This is a genomic window from Marinicrinis lubricantis (genome assembly GCF_042658665.1).
Classification (GTDB): Bacteria; Bacillota; Bacilli; order Paenibacillales; family KCTC-33676; genus Marinicrinis; species Marinicrinis lubricantis.
Genome location: NZ_JBHSQV010000175.1, coordinates 22259 through 44382 on the forward strand (window position 1 = coordinate 22259; position 22124 = coordinate 44382).

Genomic DNA, 22124 nt, shown 5'->3' on the forward strand with positions numbered 1-22124 from the left:
TGGTCGCATGGATCTGGATACGAAAAAATCAACCCATCACTTTCTAGATGACGACGAGGTCAAACGGCTGATTGCGCTTGCTCAGACCGGCGACACAGGTGCCAGGGATACGCTGGTTAACTGCAATATCAGACTGGTATGGTCCGTCGTCCAACGATTCCTGAATCGAGGGTACGAGCCGGAGGATTTGTTTCAGATTGGCTGTATCGGATTGCTTAAATCGGTAGATAAGTTCGATCTGTCCTATGACGTGAAATTCTCAACCTATGCGGTCCCGATGATCATCGGAGAGATTCAAAGATTTTTGAGAGATGACGGTACGTTAAAAGTCAGCCGTTCGCTCAAGGAAACAGCGAATAAAATCCGTAAAGCAAAGGATGAACTGTCGAAAACATTGGGTCGTTTGCCAACGATTAAAGAAATTGCGGAATATTTGGGGATTACACCGGAAGACGTTGTTTTTGCACAGGAAGCGAACAAGCCGCCGACATCGATTCACGAAACCGTATTCGAAAACGACGGCGATCCGATTACGCTTATGGATCAAATCGCTGACGATTCCCAGGAAAAATGGTTCGATAAGCTGGCTCTGCACGAAGCCATCGGGTCCTTGACTGAACGGGAGAAGCTGATCGTCTATTTACGGTATTATCGCGATCAAACCCAATCAGAGGTTGCCAGCCGCCTTGGCATATCTCAGGTGCAGGTTTCCAGACTCGAGAAAAAAATATTGAAATCCATCAAAAATCAAATCGCTCAATAGATCAAGGGCGAGACGCGCCATTCCCAGCGCGTCTCGTCTTTTTTGCTTGAAAAGGGTTTATCTTTGATCATATGTCACATACTAACAAGGCGAGACAGCAGTGGGATCACGAAAGGAGTGAGACCGGGTGGAACCAGGTAAGCCGACGATTGTCTATATGAAGCTCCGAAAAAAGGTGGTTTTGCCGAGAGGGGAATCGATTAAGCTTGGCCAGGTGGCATTGATGATGACGGAGCCTGAACTGGAATCGAAGCTGCGCGATCTTGTACTCGCTTCTCCTGCAGAGGAAGACGGAAATTTGATTCTACTCGACATGATCACGATTATGCAGAAGATGAAGGCGGCACATCTGCATGTGACCATTGAAAATTTGGGAGAACCCCATGTGCTTGTGGAAATGAGCAAGCCGCAGGGTAAGCCGAATATTTTGCTAATCGCCTTTATATGGCTGCTATTGTTTTTCGGTTCGGGGCTTGCGATTATGAATTTTCACGCGGACGTCAGTATGAAGGAAGTGCACCAAAAAATATATCAATTGATTACGGGGGATTTCCAAGAAAATCCGTTTTTCTTGCAGGTACCCTATTCTTTCGGTTTAGGGGCAGGCATGATTTTATTCTTTAACCGCATCTTTAAACGAAAGTTTAACGAGGAACCCAATCCTTTAGAGGTCGAGATGTTTATGTATGAAGAAAGCGTGAGGCAGTACGTCGTTCAAGATGAGTATAAGAAAATGACCGACTCGCATCGTCACCATGAAGGATAAAAAATTCTGAACGTATGGCAAATCTAGGAGGCTGTCCAAATGATTCATGTACTTCATGTCATTTTGGTGGTCATCGTCGGTCTTTCCGCGGGGCTGGCTGTAGGCTGTGGATTTGTCGCTTTTATTACTGTGCTCGATATTATCCCTCGAATGATGCAAATTTTGGGGCGGCAAATACATATCCGGCAGCTGGAGCGATCCGTTGTTTTAGGAGCCATACTATGGACGCAGATTTACTTTTATAATATTCATTTTCATTTTTTTCCGATGGGAGCGGGATTTATCGGATTACTGCAGGGAATGTTTACCGGGATGCTGGCGGCTGCATTAACGGAAGTCTTGAACGTATTTCCCATTTTGGCGAAACGTCTTCGATTAGAATCGGTTTTAACTTGGCTGCTGATGGCGTTTGTATTCGGCAAAATCGCCGGTTCGCTATTTGATTGGTTCGTGTATCAACAGCTTTCGTGACAGGAGGAACGTGGACATGAAGTTTTTTTCTACGAAGGATCTGAAGAACAAGAATCAAAGAAAACACAAGGTAAGCGTGCACAAAGACGAGAAGCAGCCGCTGCAGGCGGAGGATATATTTACGGCAGAGGAGTGGGAACTGAAGAATACGGATGTGATTGCCCATCGGATTGAGGACAACAAGCGTATATTGGAGGAACTCATCGGTCTGGGCACGAGTTTTGATATTGTGTTTCGAGAAATGGAATACGTAGGGAAGAAAGCCGCGCTGCTGTATTTCAACGGTTATGCCAAGGACGAAGTGATGGTTGAGGTTGTTAAACAGCTAACACGGGTCAAGCCGGAGGAGCTTGGTTCGAATACGATTGATTCGTTTATTAAAAAGATTATTCCGCATATTCAAGTGGAAAAAGTGCATACGATGTCTGGTGCGGTCCAGAAGCTGATGATTGGCAGCAGTATATTGTTTGTCGAGAACGCTTCGGAAGCGATCGCCATCGATGCGAAAGATTATCCGGTTCGTTCCATAGAAGAGCCTACGCTGGAGAAAGTGGTTCGCGGAGCGCGTGACGGATTTGTAGAAACGATGATGCTGAACGTCACGATGGTAAGGCGGAGAGTCAAAGATCCCCGCTTAAAATTTGAGCTGATGACCATTGGGGAACGAACCCGGACAGATATGTGCATTGCGTATATCAACGACATCGTAGACCTGGATTTGGTGAAATCGGTGAAGGATAAAATCTCGCAAATTGAAGTGGATGGACTCCCGCTTGGGGATAAGCAGCTGGAGGAGGAGCTGCTGGGAAGAACGTGGAATCCTTTCCCGCTGGTACGATATTCAGAGCGGCCGGATGTCATTTCATCGCATTTGCTGGAAGGGCACGTTGTCCTGTTCGTGGATACATCGCCGAGTGCGATGATTTTGCCAACGACATTCTTTCATCACGTGCAGCATGCGGAAGAATATCGGCAAACGCCTACGGTGGGCACCTATTTTCGGTGGGTTCGGTTTTTTGGGATTCTGGCATCCATTTTCTTGCTCCCGATGTGGTTTTTGATGGTCACGGAACCATCCGTAAAGCCGGAAGCACTTGCATGGATCGGCCCGCAGGAAACGGCCAATGTTCCGCTTATTTTGCAATTCCTCATTGCCGAGCTTGGGGTCGATATGCTGAGGATGGCAGCCATTCATACACCTCAGCCGCTAACGGCCGCAATGGGTTTAATTGCAGCGATCATCATTGGTGAGTTCGCGGTCAAGACCGGATTGTTCGTTACGGAAGTTGTCTTGTATATGGCCGTTGCCGCGATTGGAATGTTCGCAACTCCGAGCTACGAATTAAGTGTTGCGATTCGGCTTGTACGGTTGGTTTTGCTTGTGGCGGTGGCATTCTTTAAAGTACCAGGATTTGTTATAGGTACGACGGCAATCCTGCTGATCTTAATCTTTCAGCGCTCCTTCAATGCTCCTTATATGTGGCCATTTATTCCTTTTAACGCCAAGGCATTATTTTCCATTGCCATCCGTAAACCGTTTCAGCAACCGAAGGTTCGGCCAAGCATTACCAAGCCTGTAGACAGCACTCGCAAACCGAGATAACGACTAGTACAAATTTTGTTTCACGAAATGCATTGTAATCCCTTATCCGGTATGTTAATTTTTATTTATTGCAAAATAGGAAGAGGGGTAATTGATCAATGCACTTGCATGGAACAAGTACGATTAACGATAAAGGACATTTGACGATTGGCGGCTGCGATGCGACGGAATTGGCACAGCAATTCGGCACCCCGCTGTATGTCATGGATGAAGCGCTCATTCGCCAGCGCTGCCGTGAATATATGGAAGCATTTCGTGCTTCTGGACTGCAGTTTCAAGTGGCTTACGCGAGTAAAGCGTTTTGCGTAATGGCCATGTGCCGTATTGCCGATGAGGAAGGGCTGTCTCTTGACGTTGTTTCCGACGGAGAATTGTACACGGCTTTGAAAGCAGGCTTCCCTGTAGAACGTATTCATTTCCACGGCAACAATAAAACACCGCAGGAAATTGAGATGGCTCTTGATGCAGGTATCGGCTGCTTCGTTGTAGATAATTTCGTGGAGCTTCAGTTATTGAATGAGCTGGCGAAGGATAAAGGCAAAAAAGTAAACATTTTGTTCCGTATTACACCGGGTGTTGAAGCCCATACCCATGAATTTATTTCCACGGGTCAGACGGACTCGAAGTTTGGATTTGACCTTGGCAACGGCTCTGCAATGGAAGCTGTAAGAACGGCTAAGGCATTAAGCCAAATTGAAATTTTAGGTATCCATTCGCATATCGGCTCGCAAATTTTTGAGGTGGAAGGCTTCAAAATGGCGGTTGAGAAAGTCGCTGGCTTTGCAGCTGACGTTCGCAACGAGCTGGATGTGACCTTCCAAGTGGTGAACTTGGGCGGCGGATTTGGAATTCGTTATACAGGTGAAGATACGCCGCTTCCTGTCAGTCAGTACGTTCAAGCGATCACTGACGCGGTGAAGGAGTACTTCACACAGCATCAATATCCAGTTCCGCAAATTTGGGTAGAACCAGGTCGCAGCATTGTTGGGGATGCTGGAACGACGCTCTATACGGTCGGAACTTACAAGGATATTCCAGGCGTGAACAAATATATTGCCGTAGACGGCGGGATGACGGACAACATTCGTCCTGCATTGTACGGTTCCAAGTATGAAGCGATGCTGGCGAACCGCGCGAATGACCCTGCGGAAGAAACCGTTACGGTTGCGGGTAAAGCGTGCGAAAGCGGAGACAAGCTGATCTGGGATTTGGAGCTTCCTCGCGCGAATACAGGCGATATTCTTGCAGTTTCTTGTACGGGAGCCTACAATTATGCTATGGCAAGCAATTATAATCGGATTCGCAGACCGGCGGTCGTCTTCGTGAAGGACGGACAAGCTGATGTGGTCGTGGAACGTGAATCCCATGATGACATCATTGTCAATGATGTGATCCCTGCTCGTCTGAGCAAGGAAGCGCTGGCCAAATCATAAGGCAGAAGGGAAATGAGTATGACGAAGATTGCAACGATTGAAATGGAAAAGGGCGGCACCATTCAAATTGAGCTGTTCGAGAAAGATGCACCGGGAACGGTAGCTAATTTTGAGAAATTAGCCAATTCCGGATTTTACAACGGCCTTACTTTTCATCGGGTAATACCTAACTTTGTAGCCCAAGGCGGATGCCCGAACGGTACTGGCACAGGCGGTCCCGGCTATACCATCAAATGCGAAACAGCGGGTAATCCTCACAAGCATGTTCGCGGCGTGATTGCGATGGCCCATGCCGGCAAAGATACCGGCGGCAGCCAATTCTATATTACGTATGATGCGTTCCCTCATTTGGATGGTGTTCATACCGTATTCGGTAAAGTGACGAGCGGTATGGATGTCGTCGATCAAATTACTCAAGGGGACACGATGAAGGAAGTTAAGGTCGAAGACGTGGCCTAAGAAGTACCTAAAGCCTGCGATGCGCTGAAAAAGCGATCGCAGGCTTTTTTTCTCACGCCGACAATTCTTTTTTTGAAGGCGAACCCCCAATCCTACTCGATCAGCCAGGGTGGTTGTTGATTCTTACCTTGCAATTTCACAAATTTGGTGATATGCTTTTTGACAGCATAGAATTATCTTCAATTGAAGACATTAAGCGCAAATCCTTCGGGGCGGGGTGCAATTCCCCACCGGCGGTGATGGCATGAGCTTACGCTTTTGACCTTAGTCCGTGACCCGGCTGTATGCATTGAGCAGACAGGCGGTGGATTCGGTGAAACTCCGAAACCGACAGTAACAGTCTGGATGGGAGAAGGATCGTCTTTTTTTGGAAAACAAACGATATCCAAGGGTAAGGGTTTGTCCAACCTGTTAGCTTGTCGATATTACCATGCAATGTGCTTTCTTTCACAATCTGTGGCAGAAGGCTTATTTACCAATAGCATTTTGATGCTCTCGGAGTGGATTGAGGCTTCTTTCTATTGGGAAAAAGAATCTTTTGTTTTCATGGGGATGCATTCAATCATCGCCCAATGATTCGGAGTTTCTATAAGCATGGATTAGCGGTCCGGACTCGTTTTGTTTTCGCATATTAGGCTGATCCATAATCCCTCTGTACGAAGGTGCAGGGGGTTTTTTGCATACATGCCGCTGCAGGCATGAACTTAAATAGTCATTCGAAGAGGTAACAAGAACTGCTTGGAAAAGAGGTGAAAGAGTGGATTACCAATTAAGCCATGAAGGGTATATGCGGACCGCTCTTGAATTGGCACGGGCTGCGATGGGACAGACGGGCCTCAATCCCATCGTAGGCTGTGTACTCGTGAAGGAAGGCCGTATTGTGGGATTAGGCTCTCATCTGAAGAGAGGCACCGCACATGCCGAGGTTCACGCTCTGCGTATGGCGGGAGCTGAAGCGGAAGGCAGTACGGCTTATGTCACACTGGAGCCTTGCAGTCATTACGGAAAAACGCCGCCGTGTGCAGATCAATTGATTGAAGCAGGTGTAAAGCAGGTATATGTTGCTTGTGAAGATCCGAATCCGCTCGTTGCGGGACAGGGAATTCAAAAATTGCGAGATCGAGGCATCGAGGTTCATGTGGGTCTATTGCAAAACGAGGCTGAGCAGCTGAATGAGAAGTTTTTTAAATTTATACGTACAGGAATGCCGTTCGTTACGCTGAAAACAGCGATGACCTTAGACGGCAAAGTGGCTTCCAAACAAGGAGACAGCAAATGGATTTCCAATGAAGAGGCTAGGCAAAGGGTGCACGTCCTGAGACATCAGCATCAAGGCATCATGGTTGGGGCCGCCACGGTTCTTGCCGATGATCCGCTGCTTACCGCTAGGCTTGAGTCGGGTGCGGTGCAGCCGACACGGATTATCGTGGATTCGAGGCTGCGGATTCCTCTTACAGCAAAGGTGATTCAGGACCGTACCGCACCGACGGTCATACTGACTTCCGCTGCGGCAGATGCAGCAGCGGAAGAAAGGCTCGCAGCATGTGGAGTCAAGGTGTACCGCTGCGGTACGGGTCCGAAAGTCGATCTTCAAGAGGCGATGCGCAAGCTGGCGGAGCTCGAGATCAGCTCGGTGCTGCTTGAAGGTGGAGGCACACTTAACGGCGCGATGCTGGAGGCTGAATTGATCGATAAAATGGTCATCTTTATGGCGCCGAAGATTATTGGGGGCGTAAGCGCACCATCCATTTTCCAAATGGAAGGCAAAGCTTTGATGAACGAAGCGTATACGCTGAGCTCAATTCATTATGAACAGATTGGGGATAATATTTGCATCATCGGTTATCCCCACTATGGAGCGTGATCAAATGTTTACGGGTATTATCGAGGAAATCGGATGGGTCAAACAGGTGAAAAGGCAGGGAAGCACCTTGGTGCTTTCGATTGCTGCCAAGACGGTGCTGTCTGATGTCAAGCTCGGGGACAGTATTTCAGTGAATGGGGTTTGCCTTACCGTAACCGATTTTTCGAAAGAATGGTTTTATGCCGATGTCATGCCGGAAACGTTTCGTAAAACGAACTTAAAGGATTTACAGACGGGATCACCGGTCAATCTGGAAAGAGCGATGCAGGCAGGCGCCCGTTTTGGTGGACATATCGTACAGGGTCATGTGGATGGTACGGGCCAGATTGTGTCCAGGCAGTCCTATGAGAACGCGGTTGTCTTTAAAATTAAACCGTCCGATGCGAAGCTGAGCAGGTTAATTCTTCCCACAGGCTCGATTACGATCGATGGCATCAGCCTGACTGTCGTATCTTCTGACGATGATCTGCTTACGATTTCGATTATTCCGCATACGCTGCAGCAGACATCTCTCGGAACGAAGCAGGCCGGAGATACGGTAAATATCGAATGCGATATTATCGGCAAATATGTTCACCATTTATTAGGTATAAAACACGGTTTAGACCATGCAGAACAAGGCATTACAGAACAAACCTTGATCAAATACGGATTTATGTGACGGATCGGAGACGAGGAGGAGAAACAATGCAAAACGAGAATTTGGATCGTATTGAGGATGCAATTCAAGATTTGATGCAAGGGAAAGTCGTCATTGTCGTTGACGATGATGATCGCGAGAATGAGGGAGACTTCATCGCGATTGCCGAGAAAGCTACTCCAGAAGTGATTAATTTCATGATTACGGAGGGGCGAGGGCTCGTATGTGCGCCGATTACAGAAGAACGGGCTATGGAGCTCAATCTGCCGCCCATGGTGACTCATAATACAGACTATCATGGGACAGCTTTTACGATTTCGGTGGATCATATTCAGACGACGACGGGGATTTCCGCACATGAACGTTCAATGACCGTCCGTGCGCTCATTTCACCGGAGACGAAGCCGCGCGATTTTCGCAGACCCGGCCATATTTTTCCTTTGATCGCCAAGAAAGGCGGAGTTCTTCGCCGGGCGGGGCATACGGAGGCAGCCGTTGATCTCGCCAAAATGTGCGGATCCTATCCAGCGGCCGTCATTTGTGAGATTATTAAAGAAGACGGCTCCATGGCGCGTTTGCCGGATTTACGTGAAATGGCCCAAAAACATCAACTAAAGCTGATTTCGATTCGAGACCTGATTAAATACAGAAACGAGAAGGAAAAACTCGTAAAACGTGAAGTCGAGGTCAATCTTCCAACCGACTTTGGCGAGTTCACCGCGATCGCCTATACCAATGAAGTCGATCAAAAGGAGCATGTCGCTTTGGTCAAGGGAGAGATTACAGGCGATCTGCCGACGTTAGTCCGGGTACATTCCGAATGCCTAACCGGGGACGTCTTTCATTCGCAAAGATGCGACTGCGGACCGCAGCTTGCAGCAGCGTTAAAACAAATCAACGAAGCCGGCCAAGGAGTATTGCTGTATATGCGTCAGGAAGGACGCGGCATCGGCCTCATTAATAAACTGAAAGCGTACGTTCTTCAAGAACAAGGCTATGATACAGTCGAAGCGAATCAGAAGCTGGGGTTCGCACCGGACCTGCGCGAATATGGCATCGGTGCGCAAATCTTAAAAGATATTGGAGTCCGTAAAATGAAATTGCTGACGAACAATCCAAGAAAAATTAAAGGATTGGAAGGATACGGGCTGGAGGTTGTAGAAAGAGTACCATTGCAAATGCAGGAAAATGAAAATAATAGTCGATATTTGCATACAAAGCAAGAAAAATTGGGACATATGCTTTTTTTCAGCAATAATCAAAAATAAATCGAATCGATTTTGTACATTCGGAAGGAGCTTTTTACATGGTTAAAGTATTCGAGGGACAATTAGTATCGAAAGGCTTGAAATACGGCGTTGTGGTAGGCAGGTTCAATGAATTTATTTCCGGCAAGCTGCTGTCCGGCGCCCTCGATGCGTTCAAGAGACACGGAGCATTGGATGAAGAAGTAGAAGTCGCATGGGTTCCAGGCGCTTTTGAAATTCCTTTGGTTGCGCAAAAAATGGCGAAATCCGGTAAATATGATGCAGTAATCACGTTAGGAGCTGTTATCCGCGGGTCCACACCTCATTTCGATTATGTGTGCAATGAAGCGGCCAAAGGTGTTGCGCAGGCAGGACTATCTACTGGCGTTCCTTGCGTATTCGGAGTATTGACCGTGGATTCTATTGAGCAGGCGATTGAGCGTGCCGGCACGAAAGCAGGCAATAAGGGCTGGGAAGCAGCTTGTACGGCGATTGAAATGGCCAATCTTATTCAACAATTTGAAGGATAAATGGTATGGGCATCCACTACAAACTTGAAGCGTTCGAAGGTCCTTTGGACCTTCTCCTTCATTTAATCGATCAGGCGGAAGTAGATATATACGATATTCCGATCACGGTCATTACAGAGCAATACTTGGATTACATTCACAGCATGCAGGAGCTCGATCTGGAGCCAACCAGTGAATTCCTCGTCATGGCAGCCACGCTTTTGTTAATCAAAAGCAAAATGCTGCTTCCTAAGCCTCCTGTGATTGACTTGGAGCTGGAGGACATGGAAGAAGAGCTGGATCCGAGGGCAGAGCTTGTTGAAAAGCTGATTGAATACAAAAAGTATAAAGACATTGCTGAGCATTTACGAGATAAAGAATTGGCAAGATCGCTCATTTACTCTAAGGAGCCCATGGATTTGACCCCATTCGTGCCCGAAATTGCCGAGAATCCTGTAAAGGGATTGCATGTCGCAGACTTGATGGTAGCCTTTCAAAAGGCGCTTAAAAAAGCCGTGAACCGCACTTCTGTGGCGAAAATTAGGCGCGATGAAATTTCGGTCAAGGATCGAATTCATGAAGTGATCGGGCTGTTGGAGGAGCAGGCGGAGCATAAGCTGCTGTTCAGCAAGCTCATCGAGGAAGACGGGACCAGAGAACAACTGGTTGTGTCGTTTTTGGCTATTTTGGAGCTGATGAAAATGAAGAAAGTGCGGTGCTATCAGCACCGTTTGTTTGAGGATATTGTGATTGAATTAAGGGTGGGGGATTACCGGGATGGATCAAGCACAGATGAAATCAGTTATTGAGGGGCTTCTGTTTGCCGTAGGAGACGAAGGGCTGGAAGCCAAGCAAATTGCTGAAGTCTTGGAAGTCGATCCGGCATTGGTTGTCAAGCTGCTGCAGCAAATGAAGGAAGATTATAAAGCACAGCAAAGAGGCATTCAAATTCTTGAAATCGCAGGTGCATATGAATTAACGACACTACCTTCTCATGCTGTCTATTTTCAACGATTGGCGCATACGCCGACGAGAGGGACTCTATCCCAGGCCGCGCTAGAAACACTTGCAATCGTTGCCTATCGCCAGCCGATTACACGCGTTGACATTGAAGAAATCCGAGGTGTGAAATCGGACCGGGCCATCCATACCCTTGTTGCAAAGGAATTGATCTGTGAAGTGGCAAGAGCGGAGGCCATCGGCCGTCCGATTTTGTACGGCACAACGAAACAATTTTTAGATTATTTCGGCTTGAATCATATTGACGAGCTGCCGAGCACCGGGATGGCTATGTCGGCAGAGGATTTGGAGCAGGAAACCCGTATGCTGTTCGAAAAGCTTGACGCGAAGCAGATCACGCTCGACGAAGTCGAAGATTGAACCGAATGATTTGTAGTGGGATGTGTGATACTAGACCAGACCGAAGTTGCCGGCCTGGTCTTTTTTTTATGTGAAACGATGCGGCACCGTTCTATTATCCGTGACAAGGATGTGACGACAATGCTTTGGCTGTGGGTAACGCTTAGTATACTGTTATTGGTCATACTCATAGTGATGTTTCTCCATATTCATATCCATGTGCAGTATAAACGGCGGCAAGAAAACGATCGATTCATCGTAGAATTGTCCGCTCTGTTCGGATTGTTCAAATATAGCCTCGAGCTCCCTGTGATCCAGTTCAAAGGGCTGGAAGGTGTCGAGTTTAAAACGGGAACCTCGACAAATAATGTGATGAATCAAAATAAAAAGGAGTGGGATTGGGAAGTCGGTTTTCACAAAGTGATGGAGATTGTGGATCGTGCTAAGGCTCTGTTAAAGCATACATACGGGATGATGGATTGGAGTAAAGACACCATGAAGCATGTGAAATGCGTCCAATTGCGCTGGAAAACAAAGCTCGGTGTCGGAGACGCAGCTTATACAGGCGTTAGCGTAGGGATTGTCTGGGGAATTAAAAGCTGGTTCATCGGTTTTCTATCCAGCAGGCTTAGCATGAAGGCATTCCCTATGCTGGATGTAGAACCGTTATACAACCAAACGGCATTGGTGCTGGAGGGAGAGGCAAGATTTAGAATTCGTACGTTTCATGCGGTTGTAGCTATGATTCATTTACTGCGCAGAATCATCAAAACGAAGGACGGGCTGAGATACTGGATCCGCACCGTCAGACATCGTCTCTCGTCCTAAAGCTGTATTGGTTATATGTGGGACGACCGCAGGGATTATAGTCTTTGGCGCTGTGGGCATCATAACAAATGCAGCTATATTCATTATGATATGCTCAGCCCAAGATGGATGAAGGAGGATACGTATGAATGAACATCCGATTCAAGGCCTGATGCAGACAGCAATGGAAAACATTAAGGAAATGGTCGATGTGAACACGATTGTCGGCGATCCAGTGGAAACGCCGGACGGCAGTGTGATCATGCCGATTTCCAAGGTGGGATTCGGATTTGCAGCAGGCGGAAGCGATTATATTGTGGATAAAGACCAGCATCTTTCCTTCGGTGAAGGATCTAACCAGCAAGCTGCATCGATGCCGTTCGGAGGCGGCAGCGGCGGAGGCGTATCCATTACTCCGATTGCCTTTCTGGTTGTGGGGCACAGCGGAGTTAAAGTCGTTCCGCTTGATAACCAAACCCACATTTTTGAGAAGTTGATCGATTCTGCTCCCAATGTATTTGAACGTATTCAAGGCATGATGAAAAATCGAATGAACAACAACAACACCCAAACGGATCCGAACTATATTGTCTAAAATTGAAGTCATTAGGTAAGTAAAAAAGATCGCCATCCCGCACATCGCTGGGAGGCGATCTTTTTTTGCAATTGGATTATTGGAACTTCGGAAGCCAATCGCCATGGGCTTCGATCAAGTCATCACACAAGGACGTAATGTCGTCTAACGAAAGCTCTGCGGACGTATGCGGATCCAGCATAGCGGCGTGATATATATGTTCTTTCTTGCCTGTGATGGCTGCTTCGATCGTCAACAGCTGTGTATTTATGTTGGTGCGGTTGAGCGCTGCACACTGCGGCGGCAGATTGCCGATATGAACGGGCTGGATACCGCTGGCATCAACGAGACATGGAACCTCGACACAAGCCTCGTTGGGCAGATTGGTAATGAGTCCGGTATTCATCACATTGCCGCCGATTTTGAAAGGAGAATCCGTTTCAATGGCCTCCATAATGTAGGACGCATACTCTCCTGTCCGCTGGTGCTGAATTTGCTCATCATGGACGAGGCTGTCTCTCAGCTTTTTCCACCCCTCGATTTGGTTCACACATCGTCTTGGATATTCATCCAGAGGAATATTAAAGCGTTCAATCAGCTCAGGATAAGTACGCTTAATAAAATACGGATGATATTCGGCATTATGCTCGGACGATTCCGTGATGTAATATCCAAATTTCAGCATCATTTCGAAGCGGACCATATCATGATGCTTTTCCTTTTGTTTCTCCTTCGCTCTGCGCTTGATTTCGGGGTAGAGGTCCTTGCCATCCTTCGTCACCTCAAGCAGCCAAGCCATATGATTGATACCGGCAATTTTCCACTGCACTCCCGTATCGTCCATTTCCAACATTTGAAACAGCCGCGGCACACAGGCCTGGACGCTGTGGCATAGACCGACCGTATTAATTCCGCCGTACGTATTCATCACATTCGTGAGTACCGCCATAGGGTTGGTGTAGTTCAAAAACAGCGCATCTGGACATACCTCCCGCATATCTCGAGCGACATCCAGCATTACATGAATCGTCCTCAAGTTTCGGAATATCCCGCCAATGCCTACCGTATCCGCGATCGTTTGCCTCAAACCATACCGCTTAGGCACTTCAAAATCAGTAATCGTACACGGATCGTACCCGCCGACCTGAATGGCGTTGATGACGTATTTGGCTCCTTTCAGTGCTTCGCGGCGGTCGCGGTATGATGTAATACGGCAGCTGCTGCCGGTTGTTTGCTTAAGATTTTTCAGCATCCGATCTGAATCCTGCAAACGTTCGGCATCAATATCGTAGAGCGCCAATTCGAAATCCTGCAATGCTGGGGTCAGCATCGTATCCCCTAAAATATTTTTGGCAAACACGGTACTTCCTGCTCCGATAAATGTAATTTTTGACATGGTTGACGATTCTCCTTTACCTATGAAATAATTTGGGCAGTTCGCTGCGGGAAATTACGCAGATGACAGATCACATCGATACATATAACAGCAAACCGCAAAAATATTACTCATAGATTAGTCGATCATGGCTGTGCTTGCATATGGAGAGAAACAATCAGTATATGGAAATTTGTAGTTTGAAATGGGAGAGGGTGCAGATCATGCCTGTGTCAACCTATTCTGTTGGTGTCAATCCCTTCCCGGAAGAAGGAGAGCTCGCCGTTCTTTTTTCCGGCTATGAGTCTACTGCGTGCGGTCATAAGGTTGGTCCGCAGGTTCTTTCTTACGGGTTGGTTCACATTGTATATGCCGGAAAAGGCAAATTCACCTGTTTAGGTAAAACGTTCGAGCTGCGTCCAGGCGATGCATTCTTTATCGCCCCCGGAAATCTGGTCTCCTATGAATCGGATGAGAAGGATCCACTGGAATACAGGTGGGCAGCATTTAGAGGCCATGCAGCAGCCGCGATATTAAGCCGAATGGGGATTCACCCGGAGAAGCCCGTTGTTCGCAATTGTCCGATCACACCGCTCTGGTCGATCTTTAAAGAGATGGAGAGAGTCTGCAAGGAAGGCGAGCCTTACTGTGACATGAAGGCAGGCGGATTGTTCCGCATGGCGCTCGCAGAATTCCATTCTGCCACGGCGGACAAGAAGAGAGCGACCGATGTAGATCAAGCCTCTCTATTGGTCCAAAAGGCCGTGCAGTGGCTCAATGTACAGTACGCTAGACCGGTTACCGTAGAGGAGCTGGCGGAAGAAATGGGGTATCACCGAACGTATTTGTCCAAAGTGTTCAGCAAGCAAATGGGCATATCTCCTGTACAGTATTTGTTGAAAGTACGGATGGAGCATGCCAAACGTCTCCTGTCGCAGCCGCTCACCGTGCAGGAGGTGGCCAGCTCCGTCGGTTTTACCGATGCTCTCTATTTCTCCAAGAAGTTCAAGGAGTGGTTCGGCAGCCCGCCGACAGCATTTAGATCGCGTGAGTAGTATGGAGCAACTGTCTTCGATATGAATAAAATCTATTTTAGCGAAAAGAGGGAAATCGTTGGTTTCATGACCATGTGATTTTTCTCTTTTTTTGTTCTTGTCCACTTTTTAGTTGGGCTGCATGTTTGGAAAAGAATAACAGCTTGTTCAGAACATGAATAATATTTTATTGGGATAAGCATATATATGTAACAAAATACAAGCTATCTTACCCGGCAGGAGGTCACTATGGAATTCGCAGAAAAAAGACTGAGTCTAAAAATGATATTCACAGTGCTGTGTATATTACTGCTGTCTACATCATCAATCTATGCAAAGCCGCCGACTGTTGGCACCAGCGCGCAGGCTGCAGCACTGATCGATGTACAATCAGGTCGAATCATATACTCGCATAACGGCCATCAAAAAATGCGCATTGCGAGCCTGACGAAGATCATGACCGCCATCGTCGCGATTGAGGAAGGGAATTTAGCGGATAAGGTGAAGGTTAGTCGGAACGCCTTCGGTGAAGAAGGGTCATCGATCTATTTGAAGCTTGGCGAAGAGATGAATTTGGAACATTTACTGTACGGCCTCATGCTTCGTTCCGGTAATGACGCAGCGGTTGCCATTGCTGAGCATGTGGGCGGGTCCGTTGAAGGCTTCGCATACTTAATGAACAAGAAAGCACAGGAGATCGGTATGGCAAACAGCCATTTTATGAATCCCCATGGACTCGATTCTGAGGGGCATTATTCCACTGCGGAGGATATGGCGAAGCTGACCGCATATGCACTGAAGAACGATACCTTCCAGGAGATCGTCGGTACGAAATATAAGAAGGTACCGAATCCTTTCGAGGATTGGGATCACGTATGGCGCAACAAGAACAAGATGCTGTCCATGTACGAAGGGGCAGACGGCGTGAAGACAGGCTATACGAAAAAGGCGGGTCGATGCCTCGTGTCCTCGGCAACACGCGGCAATCAGCAGCTCGCTGTTGTGACACTGAATGATCCGAATGATTGGGTTGACCATTCGAACTTGCTGGATTATGGTTTCAAGCATTATCCGCTGAAGGAAATTATGAAATCCGGCCAAGCGATTCCGGGGCAAGAAGGACTTGTTGCAGGGAGAACCCTTGTTTATCCGCTTCATGAAAGCGAAATGTCCGAGCTTCGATATGAAACGACAAGTACGGAACCCAAAAGTGTGGATTATCGGCTTGGGGATAGGGGAACCATCCGTTTTTATCTCAAAGACCAGCTGCTTGGAACAATTCCTCTTTACAGCCAGGGGGACCCTCGTATCGAAGCAGGAACGCAAGCGACAAACACCTCATCTGAGGATGATAGCTTCAAGGACACTTTGTCTAGGCTGGTGAAAACCTTGTTTACGGGCACCATTGGTTAGTCAGGGGATCGGGGGGGAAACCATGGTTAACGTCATTTGGTTGTTTTTTATCGTCGTTGGCTTTGTCGTTGCGGCATTCAACGGGAGAATGGAGGCTGTGACAGCGGCAGTGTTCGACGGGGCGAAGACAGGGGTCACGGTGTCGTTCGGATTGATCAGCATTCTCGTTTTTTGGATGGGAATGATGAAGCTGGCGGAAGATTCCGGGCTTCTGAACGCCTTAACGCGTCTTTTGCGTCCTGTCGTGAGAGTACTGTTCCCAACGGTTCCTAAGGATCATCCGGCATTAGGATACATTATGTCCAATATGAGCGCCAACATATTGGGGTTGGGCAATGCAGCGACTCCAATGGGTATAAAAGCGATGCAGGAGCTGCAGAAGCTGAATCCGGATAAAGATACAGCCACGCCGGCTATGTGCACCCTGCTCGCGATTAACACTTCCAGCATAACGATCATTCCGACGACCGTGATTGCCATAAGAATGAATTTCGGATCAGCCAATCCTGCGGAAATCGTAGGGACGACGATCATTGCCACCATGATTTCCACTTTGGCAGCGATTTTATTAGATAAATGGTATCAAAAAACGAGCAGGATCCGTCCGCATATCAAGGAGTGATCGAGGTTGTATAATGTGATCAACACCATATCGATTTGGGCGATCCCTGTCATCATCGTGCTTATACCTTTATTTGCCTACTATCGAAAAATTCCAGTTTATGAAGCCTTCGTAGATGGAGCGAAGGGAGGATTCGATACCGCCATCAAAATCATCCCTCACCTTGTGGGCATGATGGTAGCGATCAGCGTGTTCCGTGCTTCCGGAGCAATGGATCTGCTGCTTGGATGGCTAGAGCCGCTGCTGAGCCGAATCGGAGTCCCAAGTGAAGTGCTGCCGCTGTCCATTCTTCGTTCCATTACGGGGTCCGGTGCTCTGGCGTACGCCACTGATCTAATGAAAGAGCATGGTCCAGATTCGCTTATAGGTCGAATTGCTTCGACGATTCAAGGCAGCTCGGATACGACTTTGTATGTGCTGACGGTTTATTTCGGAGCGATCGGAATTCGCAAAACGAGATATGCTTTGAAGGTTGGCTTATTCGCTGATCTAGTGGGCTTTATCTCGTCGATCATCGTTTGCTTGATCGTGTTTGGCGCATTAACTTGAAGGCTGCTTGCAAGCCCTCCAATTCATACATCGTTGATCATCTAATCCATGACGGCTTTCGCCTCGTGGATTTTTTCTTGTTTTTGCGGATAAAATGAGCCTCTATCCCCGATCACCTTGTACTTTGCATTCACAATCGCTATGATAAGGTTTGAGGTGAACTTCAATGGAGCGTTTGCAAAAAATATTGGCGCAAGCCGGGATCGCATCCCGCCGAAAATGTGAAGAGATTATTGCCGCGGGCCGTGTCACAGTCAACGATGAGATTGTGACGGAGCTGGGTACGAAAGTAGACCCGACCACGGATGAAATTACGGTAGATGGTAAACCGATTCGCAAGGAAGAAAACGTGTATTTGCTGTTTCATAAGCCTAAGGGCGTGATCAGCAGTGTCAAAGATCCGGAAGGGCGCAAAGTTGTGACCGACTTTCTGAAGGATGTGAAGCAGCGCGTATTCCCTGTAGGTCGATTGGATTACGATACCGAAGGACTGCTGCTGTTAACGAATGATGGGGAGTTTGCGAATTTATTGACACATCCGAAGCATGAGATCCCGAAAACCTATTTTGCCACGGTAAAAGGGGTTCCGCACGGAGATTTATTGGAGAAGCTTCGTAATGGCGTAAAACTGGACGATGGGATAACGGCACCTGCGGAAGTCGAGTATCATGATGTCGATCCGGAGAAGAACATTTCCGTGATTTCTGTCACCATCCATGAAGGACGAAATCGGCAGGTTCGCCGAATGTTCGAGGCGATACATACGCCGGTGGAGAAATTAAGGAGAGTGCAGTTTGGCTTCTTGACTCTGCACGGCGTAAGTCGCGGTAAATTCCGCCACTTGTCGAAAGAGGAAGTGAAGGAACTGAAGGATTTAGCGTTAAGGTCACATAAAGTTCACAAAGAAATTTAGACCGCGCATCGTTCTTCACCTATAATGATAGGTGATCCACTTCAAATTGTGGATCACCATTATAGGCTTTTTGAGATTTTTATTGCGGGTGGTCGAAAACGATGAAAAACAGAAGAACCGTTCAAATTGTCATTTTGGCATTGTTTGTACTGCTTGGAGGCTACACGATTGCATCCGGGCTGTTTGAGGAAAAGGAACCGCTCCCGGAGGCAGGCAAGTCGGTCCCTCTATTTGAGCTGGAATCCTTGGATGGAACGGCCATGGACTTAGAGCAGTTTCGAGGGCATCCTGTCGTTATTAATTTTTGGGGAACATTCTGTGAGCCATGTGTCAGAGAAATGCCGCTTATTCAAAAGTACTATGAAGAATATAAAGATGACGGTCTCGTGGTGATTGGTGTGAATTTAGATGAGCCGAAGCTTCGCGTTCAAAAATTCGCAGAACAAGTCGGCGTATCCTTCCCGATTTTGCTTGATCCAGGCAGCACCATTCGCAAGCGTTACGGTGTGGTATCTTATCCTACCACCTTCTTTATTGATGCAGACGGTATTCTTTCGTCTGAGAAGATCGGAGAAATGAAGGAACTGGATATGAAGTCTCATCTTAGCCGCATCATGGATATTCCGGTGAAATAGGCAAGGGGGGACACGAAGGTGGAAAATACGAAATGCGAGTGCGGCCACCAGAATCATCACGGTACCGTACTCTGTGAATCTTGCGGCAAGCCGCTGCAGGATACCAATGATACTGCGCCTCTGGAGATGCGATATGACGGGGTCGCCCGCCGTTCTCAAAAAACAAAGAAATCGTGGATAGACCGAATATGGAGCTTTTTCTCATCGGTCAAAGTAGCGGTTTATTTAATTTTGATCACGTTCATTGTCTCGATACCGGGAACGTTCTTTCAGCAGGAAGACAGCTTTATTGGCGAAGTCGATTTTTTGGCGTTCTATGAAAAAGAATATGGCTGGTTCGGTAAGGTTGCATATTACTTAGGGATTACACATTCCTATGAATCGTGGTGGTTTAGAGGACTGCTGGCCATGATTGGCGCTTCTCTCGTCATCTGCAGTCTGGATCGGGTACTGCCGCTGTACAGAGCGCTTAGTAAGCAGAAGCTTCGCAAGCATCCGCAGTTTATTTTGCGCCAAAAAGTCGTATTTCAAGGAGAAGTCCCTGCCGAAAAAGGACAAGCGGAAAGAGGATGGCTTGATCAATTCAGCAAGCAGCTGAAAAAGAAGCGTTACCGTGTACATATGGAAGACGGTGCTCTACTTGCTGAGAAAAACCGATTTAGCCGTTGGGGGCCTTATATTAATCATATCGGCTTGATTGTTTTCTTACTCGCGGTGCTGGCTCGAAGCTTGCCAGGGTGGCATATGGACTCATACGTATGGTCATTGGAACACGATACGGTACGACTTGGGGATACGGCCTATTTTCTTAAAAATGAGAAATTCACCGTAGAATTTTATAATCCTGATGAGATTCCTCAATCGATGCTGGATAAAGGCCAAACGATAGCGAAGACGTACCGGGTGGATGCGGTTTTGTATCAATGTACCGATAACTGCAATTCAGTCGAGCCTAAGCTCGAGGAAGTGAAACGCCATGAGATTGAAGTTAACTATCCGCTGCAGCATGAGGATTTACTTGTATATTTGGTGGACTACGAGCGTTCCACGCAGCTGCTGTCAATGAATATTACGTTAAAGCATATGGGCAGTGGAGAAGCTGTCGGCCAGTTTCAGCTCGATATGAAGAATCCGTCAGCCTCGTACGAGGTGGGGGGCTATTCGATATTTATTGAGGATTATTTCCCGGAGCTCACGATTCGCGAAGGGAAGCCGGCAACGAATTCTAGAGATCCGATCAATCCAGCCTTTATCGTGCAGATCACAGGCCCAGACTTGCCCGAGGAAGGGGAACGATATATGTTCATTCCGATGATGGGCGTAATGACGCTGCTGGGCGGCGACCAAATTGATTTGACGCAGCCGAACCAAGGCAGCTTTGAATTCGCCATTGGATCGGATGAGGACGTTCAATTATCGGAATACAGCGCCTTTTTGAATCTTCGAAAGGACAAAGCGATGCCGTATATTTGGGTTGGGGCTGCGATTAGTATGATCGGTCTCGTCATGGGCTTCTACTGGCAGCATCGAAGAATATGGCTTCGTCTGGATGGAAATCAGCTTTCCTTAGGAGCACACACGAACAAGAACTGGTTCGGGTTACGTAAAGAAATCGCAGATGCGTTGAAAAAGACAGGAGTTTCGGTCGATCCGAAAGCTCTTGCGAATGAGGTGAACAAATCATGACTTTACTGGAATGGAGTAATGCGGCGCTAATTGTCGCATTGCTCTTGTATACGGCAGCGTTTATCGCTTATATGGTTGCAGTGATCGGGAAAACATGGAGAAATCGTGTTCCCGAGATGCATCAGAAAAAGTGGGGATGGATCGGCTTTACCATCTCCACGCTGGGCTTAGCGGGGCATTTAGTATTCTATATTACACGATGGATTCATATTGGACATGTTCCCGTCTCTAATTTATTTGAATTTATGACCTTCTTAGCATTGATGACGGTCATAGCATACAGCGTGATCTTTTTGATTTATCGTACACCGATGCTTGGAATGATCGTTATGCCGCTTGCCATTATTGTACTCGGATACGCTGCTGTATTTCCATGGGATCCGGTACCGCTTCAGCCCGCACTGGAGAAAGGCGATAAAAGATGGCTGCTTGGGCTTCATGTTTCCACAGCTGCGGCTGGCGAGGCCTTCTTCGCCATTGGTTTTGCGGGCGGATTGATGTATTTGCTTCGCACCGTACGATACGGTTCTACCGATAAGAAAGCGAAGCGGGAGCAAAGAGCACTTGAATTTACGCTTTTGACGGTGTGCATGTTGATCGGATTCATTGCCAGCAGCTTGTCCTTTAGTGGAGCAGGCTATGAAGCGGTCTTCACAAAGCAGGAGGAAGCGGTGGAAACGACGATTCGCTATACGCTTCCGCCTATCGTACAGCCGAATGATGCACAGCTGCAGCAGATGGATACGTTCATCATTTCGGAGCCATTATTCGAGGCCCCAAGCTGGCTGAAAGGTGTCAACGCGGGAAGAAAGCTCAATACCGTGATCTGGTCCATTTTATTAGGTCTCATCCTGTACGGTATGTTCAGGCTGATCACACGCAAGCCTTTGGGTGCTGCGATTCAGCCGTATTTGAAGGATTTGGATCCAGAAGATTTGAATGAAATCAGCTATCGAGCCATCGCAATTGGCTTTCCCATCTTTACGCTGGGCGGGCTGATTTTTGCAATGATTTGGGCACATTATGCTTGGGGAAGATTCTGGGGCTTCGATCCAAAAGAGACCTGGGCTTTAATTACATGGCTGTTCTACAGCGCATACTTGCACTTCAGATTATCCCGAGGATGGCAGGGCAAACCGTCTTCATGGCTCGCCGTCATTGGTTTCGTCATTGTGATGTTTACATTAATCGGTGTAAATCTGGTGATTGCGGGTCTTCATTCATACTCTGGCGTTTAACCATTGCGAATCAATTTCATAAATGAATAACATCCCACTGTGTAACTACAAATGATCGATTAAATCGTTCGATACAACATGTAGTCTGATTAAAGCAGCTAAAGGGATTATGAAATGGATTCATGTTATAATAAAATTAGTTTGGCTTGAAGGGATTGAGATGG

Annotated in this window: 23 protein-coding genes and 1 riboswitch; of the genes, 22 read left to right on the forward strand and 1 reads right to left on the reverse strand. The window is 47.4% G+C overall.

The genetic code is table 11. The features are described from left to right. The first annotated feature begins 7 nt into the window (after positions 1–7). From sigF to ytfJ, 14 genes are all read left to right on the forward strand, one after another. A complete protein-coding gene (gene sigF, locus ACFPXP_RS16730) occupies positions 8–763 on the forward strand; it encodes an RNA polymerase sporulation sigma factor SigF (RefSeq protein ID WP_379895487.1) in 756 nt (251 codons plus the stop codon). 127 nt (positions 764–890) lie between these two features. Then, positions 891–1529 carry a stage V sporulation protein AA gene (locus ACFPXP_RS16735; RefSeq protein ID WP_379895488.1) on the forward strand — a complete coding sequence of 213 codons (639 nt, stop codon included), beginning with the start codon at positions 891–893 and terminating at the stop codon, positions 1527–1529. A 39-nt stretch (positions 1530–1568) separates the two neighbouring features. Beyond that, a complete protein-coding gene (locus ACFPXP_RS16740; RefSeq protein WP_379895489.1) occupies positions 1569–2000 on the forward strand; it encodes a stage V sporulation protein AB in 432 nt (143 codons plus the stop codon). A 16-nt stretch (positions 2001–2016) separates the two neighbouring features. Further along, positions 2017–3603, forward strand: a complete 1587-nt coding sequence (locus ACFPXP_RS16745; RefSeq protein WP_379895490.1) for a spore germination protein — start codon at positions 2017–2019, stop codon at positions 3601–3603. A gap of 98 nt (positions 3604–3701) precedes the next feature. Next, positions 3702–5036, forward strand: a complete 1335-nt coding sequence (lysA, locus tag ACFPXP_RS16750; RefSeq protein ID WP_379895491.1) for a diaminopimelate decarboxylase — start codon at positions 3702–3704, stop codon at positions 5034–5036. An 18-nt stretch (positions 5037–5054) separates the two neighbouring features. Beyond that, entirely contained in the window at positions 5055–5495 is a 441-nt protein-coding gene (locus tag ACFPXP_RS16755; RefSeq protein WP_379895492.1) for a peptidylprolyl isomerase, read from the forward strand. 199 nt (positions 5496–5694) lie between these two features. Continuing rightward, positions 5695–5856, forward strand: a riboswitch (FMN riboswitch). Positions 5857–6252: 396 nt separating this feature from the next. Further along, a complete protein-coding gene (gene ribD, locus ACFPXP_RS16760; RefSeq protein WP_379895493.1) occupies positions 6253–7359 on the forward strand; it encodes a bifunctional diaminohydroxyphosphoribosylaminopyrimidine deaminase/5-amino-6-(5-phosphoribosylamino)uracil reductase RibD in 1107 nt (368 codons plus the stop codon). A 4-nt stretch (positions 7360–7363) separates the two neighbouring features. Beyond that, a complete protein-coding gene (locus tag ACFPXP_RS16765; protein WP_379895494.1) occupies positions 7364–8020 on the forward strand; it encodes a riboflavin synthase in 657 nt (218 codons plus the stop codon). Between the two features lie 26 nt (positions 8021–8046). After that, a complete protein-coding gene (locus ACFPXP_RS16770) occupies positions 8047–9267 on the forward strand; it encodes a bifunctional 3,4-dihydroxy-2-butanone-4-phosphate synthase/GTP cyclohydrolase II (protein WP_379895495.1) in 1221 nt (406 codons plus the stop codon). Positions 9268–9305: 38 nt separating this feature from the next. After that, complete coding sequence (ribH, locus tag ACFPXP_RS16775) at positions 9306–9776, forward strand: 6,7-dimethyl-8-ribityllumazine synthase (RefSeq protein WP_379895496.1); 471 nt, start codon at positions 9306–9308, stop codon at positions 9774–9776. A gap of 5 nt (positions 9777–9781) precedes the next feature. Then, on the forward strand, positions 9782–10564 hold the full coding sequence (locus ACFPXP_RS16780; protein WP_379895497.1) for a segregation and condensation protein A: 783 nt from the start codon (positions 9782–9784) through the stop codon (positions 10562–10564). After that, positions 10533–11135, forward strand: a complete 603-nt coding sequence (gene scpB, locus ACFPXP_RS16785) for an SMC-Scp complex subunit ScpB (protein ID WP_379895498.1) — start codon at positions 10533–10535, stop codon at positions 11133–11135. Before ACFPXP_RS16780 ends, scpB begins: the two co-directional genes overlap by 32 nt. Positions 11136–11255: 120 nt before the next feature. Further along, positions 11256–11942: a DUF2953 domain-containing protein gene (locus ACFPXP_RS16790; RefSeq protein WP_379895499.1), complete on the forward strand. Its 687-nt coding sequence runs from the start codon at positions 11256–11258 to the stop codon at positions 11940–11942. A 124-nt stretch (positions 11943–12066) separates the two neighbouring features. Further along, on the forward strand, positions 12067–12516 hold the full coding sequence (ytfJ, locus tag ACFPXP_RS16795) for a GerW family sporulation protein (protein WP_379895501.1): 450 nt from the start codon (positions 12067–12069) through the stop codon (positions 12514–12516). 76 nt (positions 12517–12592) lie between these two features. Here the strand turns inward: ytfJ and melA are convergent, their stop codons facing one another. Next, positions 12593–13891, reverse strand: coding sequence for an alpha-glucosidase/alpha-galactosidase (melA, locus tag ACFPXP_RS16800; protein WP_379895502.1), 1299 nt, complete (start codon positions 13889–13891; stop codon positions 12593–12595). 203 nt (positions 13892–14094) lie between these two features. On the opposite strand from melA, the gene ACFPXP_RS16805 reads away from it, so the two are divergent. From ACFPXP_RS16805 to ccsB, 8 genes are all read left to right on the forward strand, one after another. Beyond that, positions 14095–14925: an AraC family transcriptional regulator gene (locus tag ACFPXP_RS16805; protein ID WP_379895503.1), complete on the forward strand. Its 831-nt coding sequence runs from the start codon at positions 14095–14097 to the stop codon at positions 14923–14925. Positions 14926–15153: 228 nt separating this feature from the next. Then, the gene (locus tag ACFPXP_RS16810) at positions 15154–16317 is read left to right on the forward strand and encodes a D-alanyl-D-alanine carboxypeptidase family protein (RefSeq protein WP_379895504.1); all 1164 of its coding nucleotides are present in this window, start codon (positions 15154–15156) and stop codon (positions 16315–16317) included. A gap of 22 nt (positions 16318–16339) precedes the next feature. Then, on the forward strand, positions 16340–16939 hold the full coding sequence (locus ACFPXP_RS16815) for a nucleoside recognition domain-containing protein (protein ID WP_379895505.1): 600 nt from the start codon (positions 16340–16342) through the stop codon (positions 16937–16939). A gap of 6 nt (positions 16940–16945) precedes the next feature. Continuing rightward, entirely contained in the window at positions 16946–17488 is a 543-nt protein-coding gene (locus ACFPXP_RS16820; protein ID WP_379895506.1) for a spore maturation protein, read from the forward strand. 166 nt (positions 17489–17654) lie between these two features. Then, the gene (locus ACFPXP_RS16825) at positions 17655–18401 is read left to right on the forward strand and encodes a pseudouridine synthase (RefSeq protein WP_379895507.1); all 747 of its coding nucleotides are present in this window, start codon (positions 17655–17657) and stop codon (positions 18399–18401) included. A 101-nt stretch (positions 18402–18502) separates the two neighbouring features. Continuing rightward, the gene (locus tag ACFPXP_RS16830; protein WP_379895508.1) at positions 18503–19036 is read left to right on the forward strand and encodes a redoxin domain-containing protein; all 534 of its coding nucleotides are present in this window, start codon (positions 18503–18505) and stop codon (positions 19034–19036) included. A gap of 18 nt (positions 19037–19054) precedes the next feature. Beyond that, on the forward strand, positions 19055–20722 hold the full coding sequence (locus ACFPXP_RS16835) for a cytochrome c biogenesis protein ResB (protein WP_379895509.1): 1668 nt from the start codon (positions 19055–19057) through the stop codon (positions 20720–20722). After that, positions 20719–21960 (forward strand): c-type cytochrome biogenesis protein CcsB, encoded by a 1242-nt coding sequence (gene ccsB / locus ACFPXP_RS16840; RefSeq protein WP_379895510.1) that lies wholly within the window; start codon positions 20719–20721, stop codon positions 21958–21960. Before ACFPXP_RS16835 ends, ccsB begins: the two co-directional genes overlap by 4 nt. Positions 21961–22124: the final 164 nt, after the last annotated feature.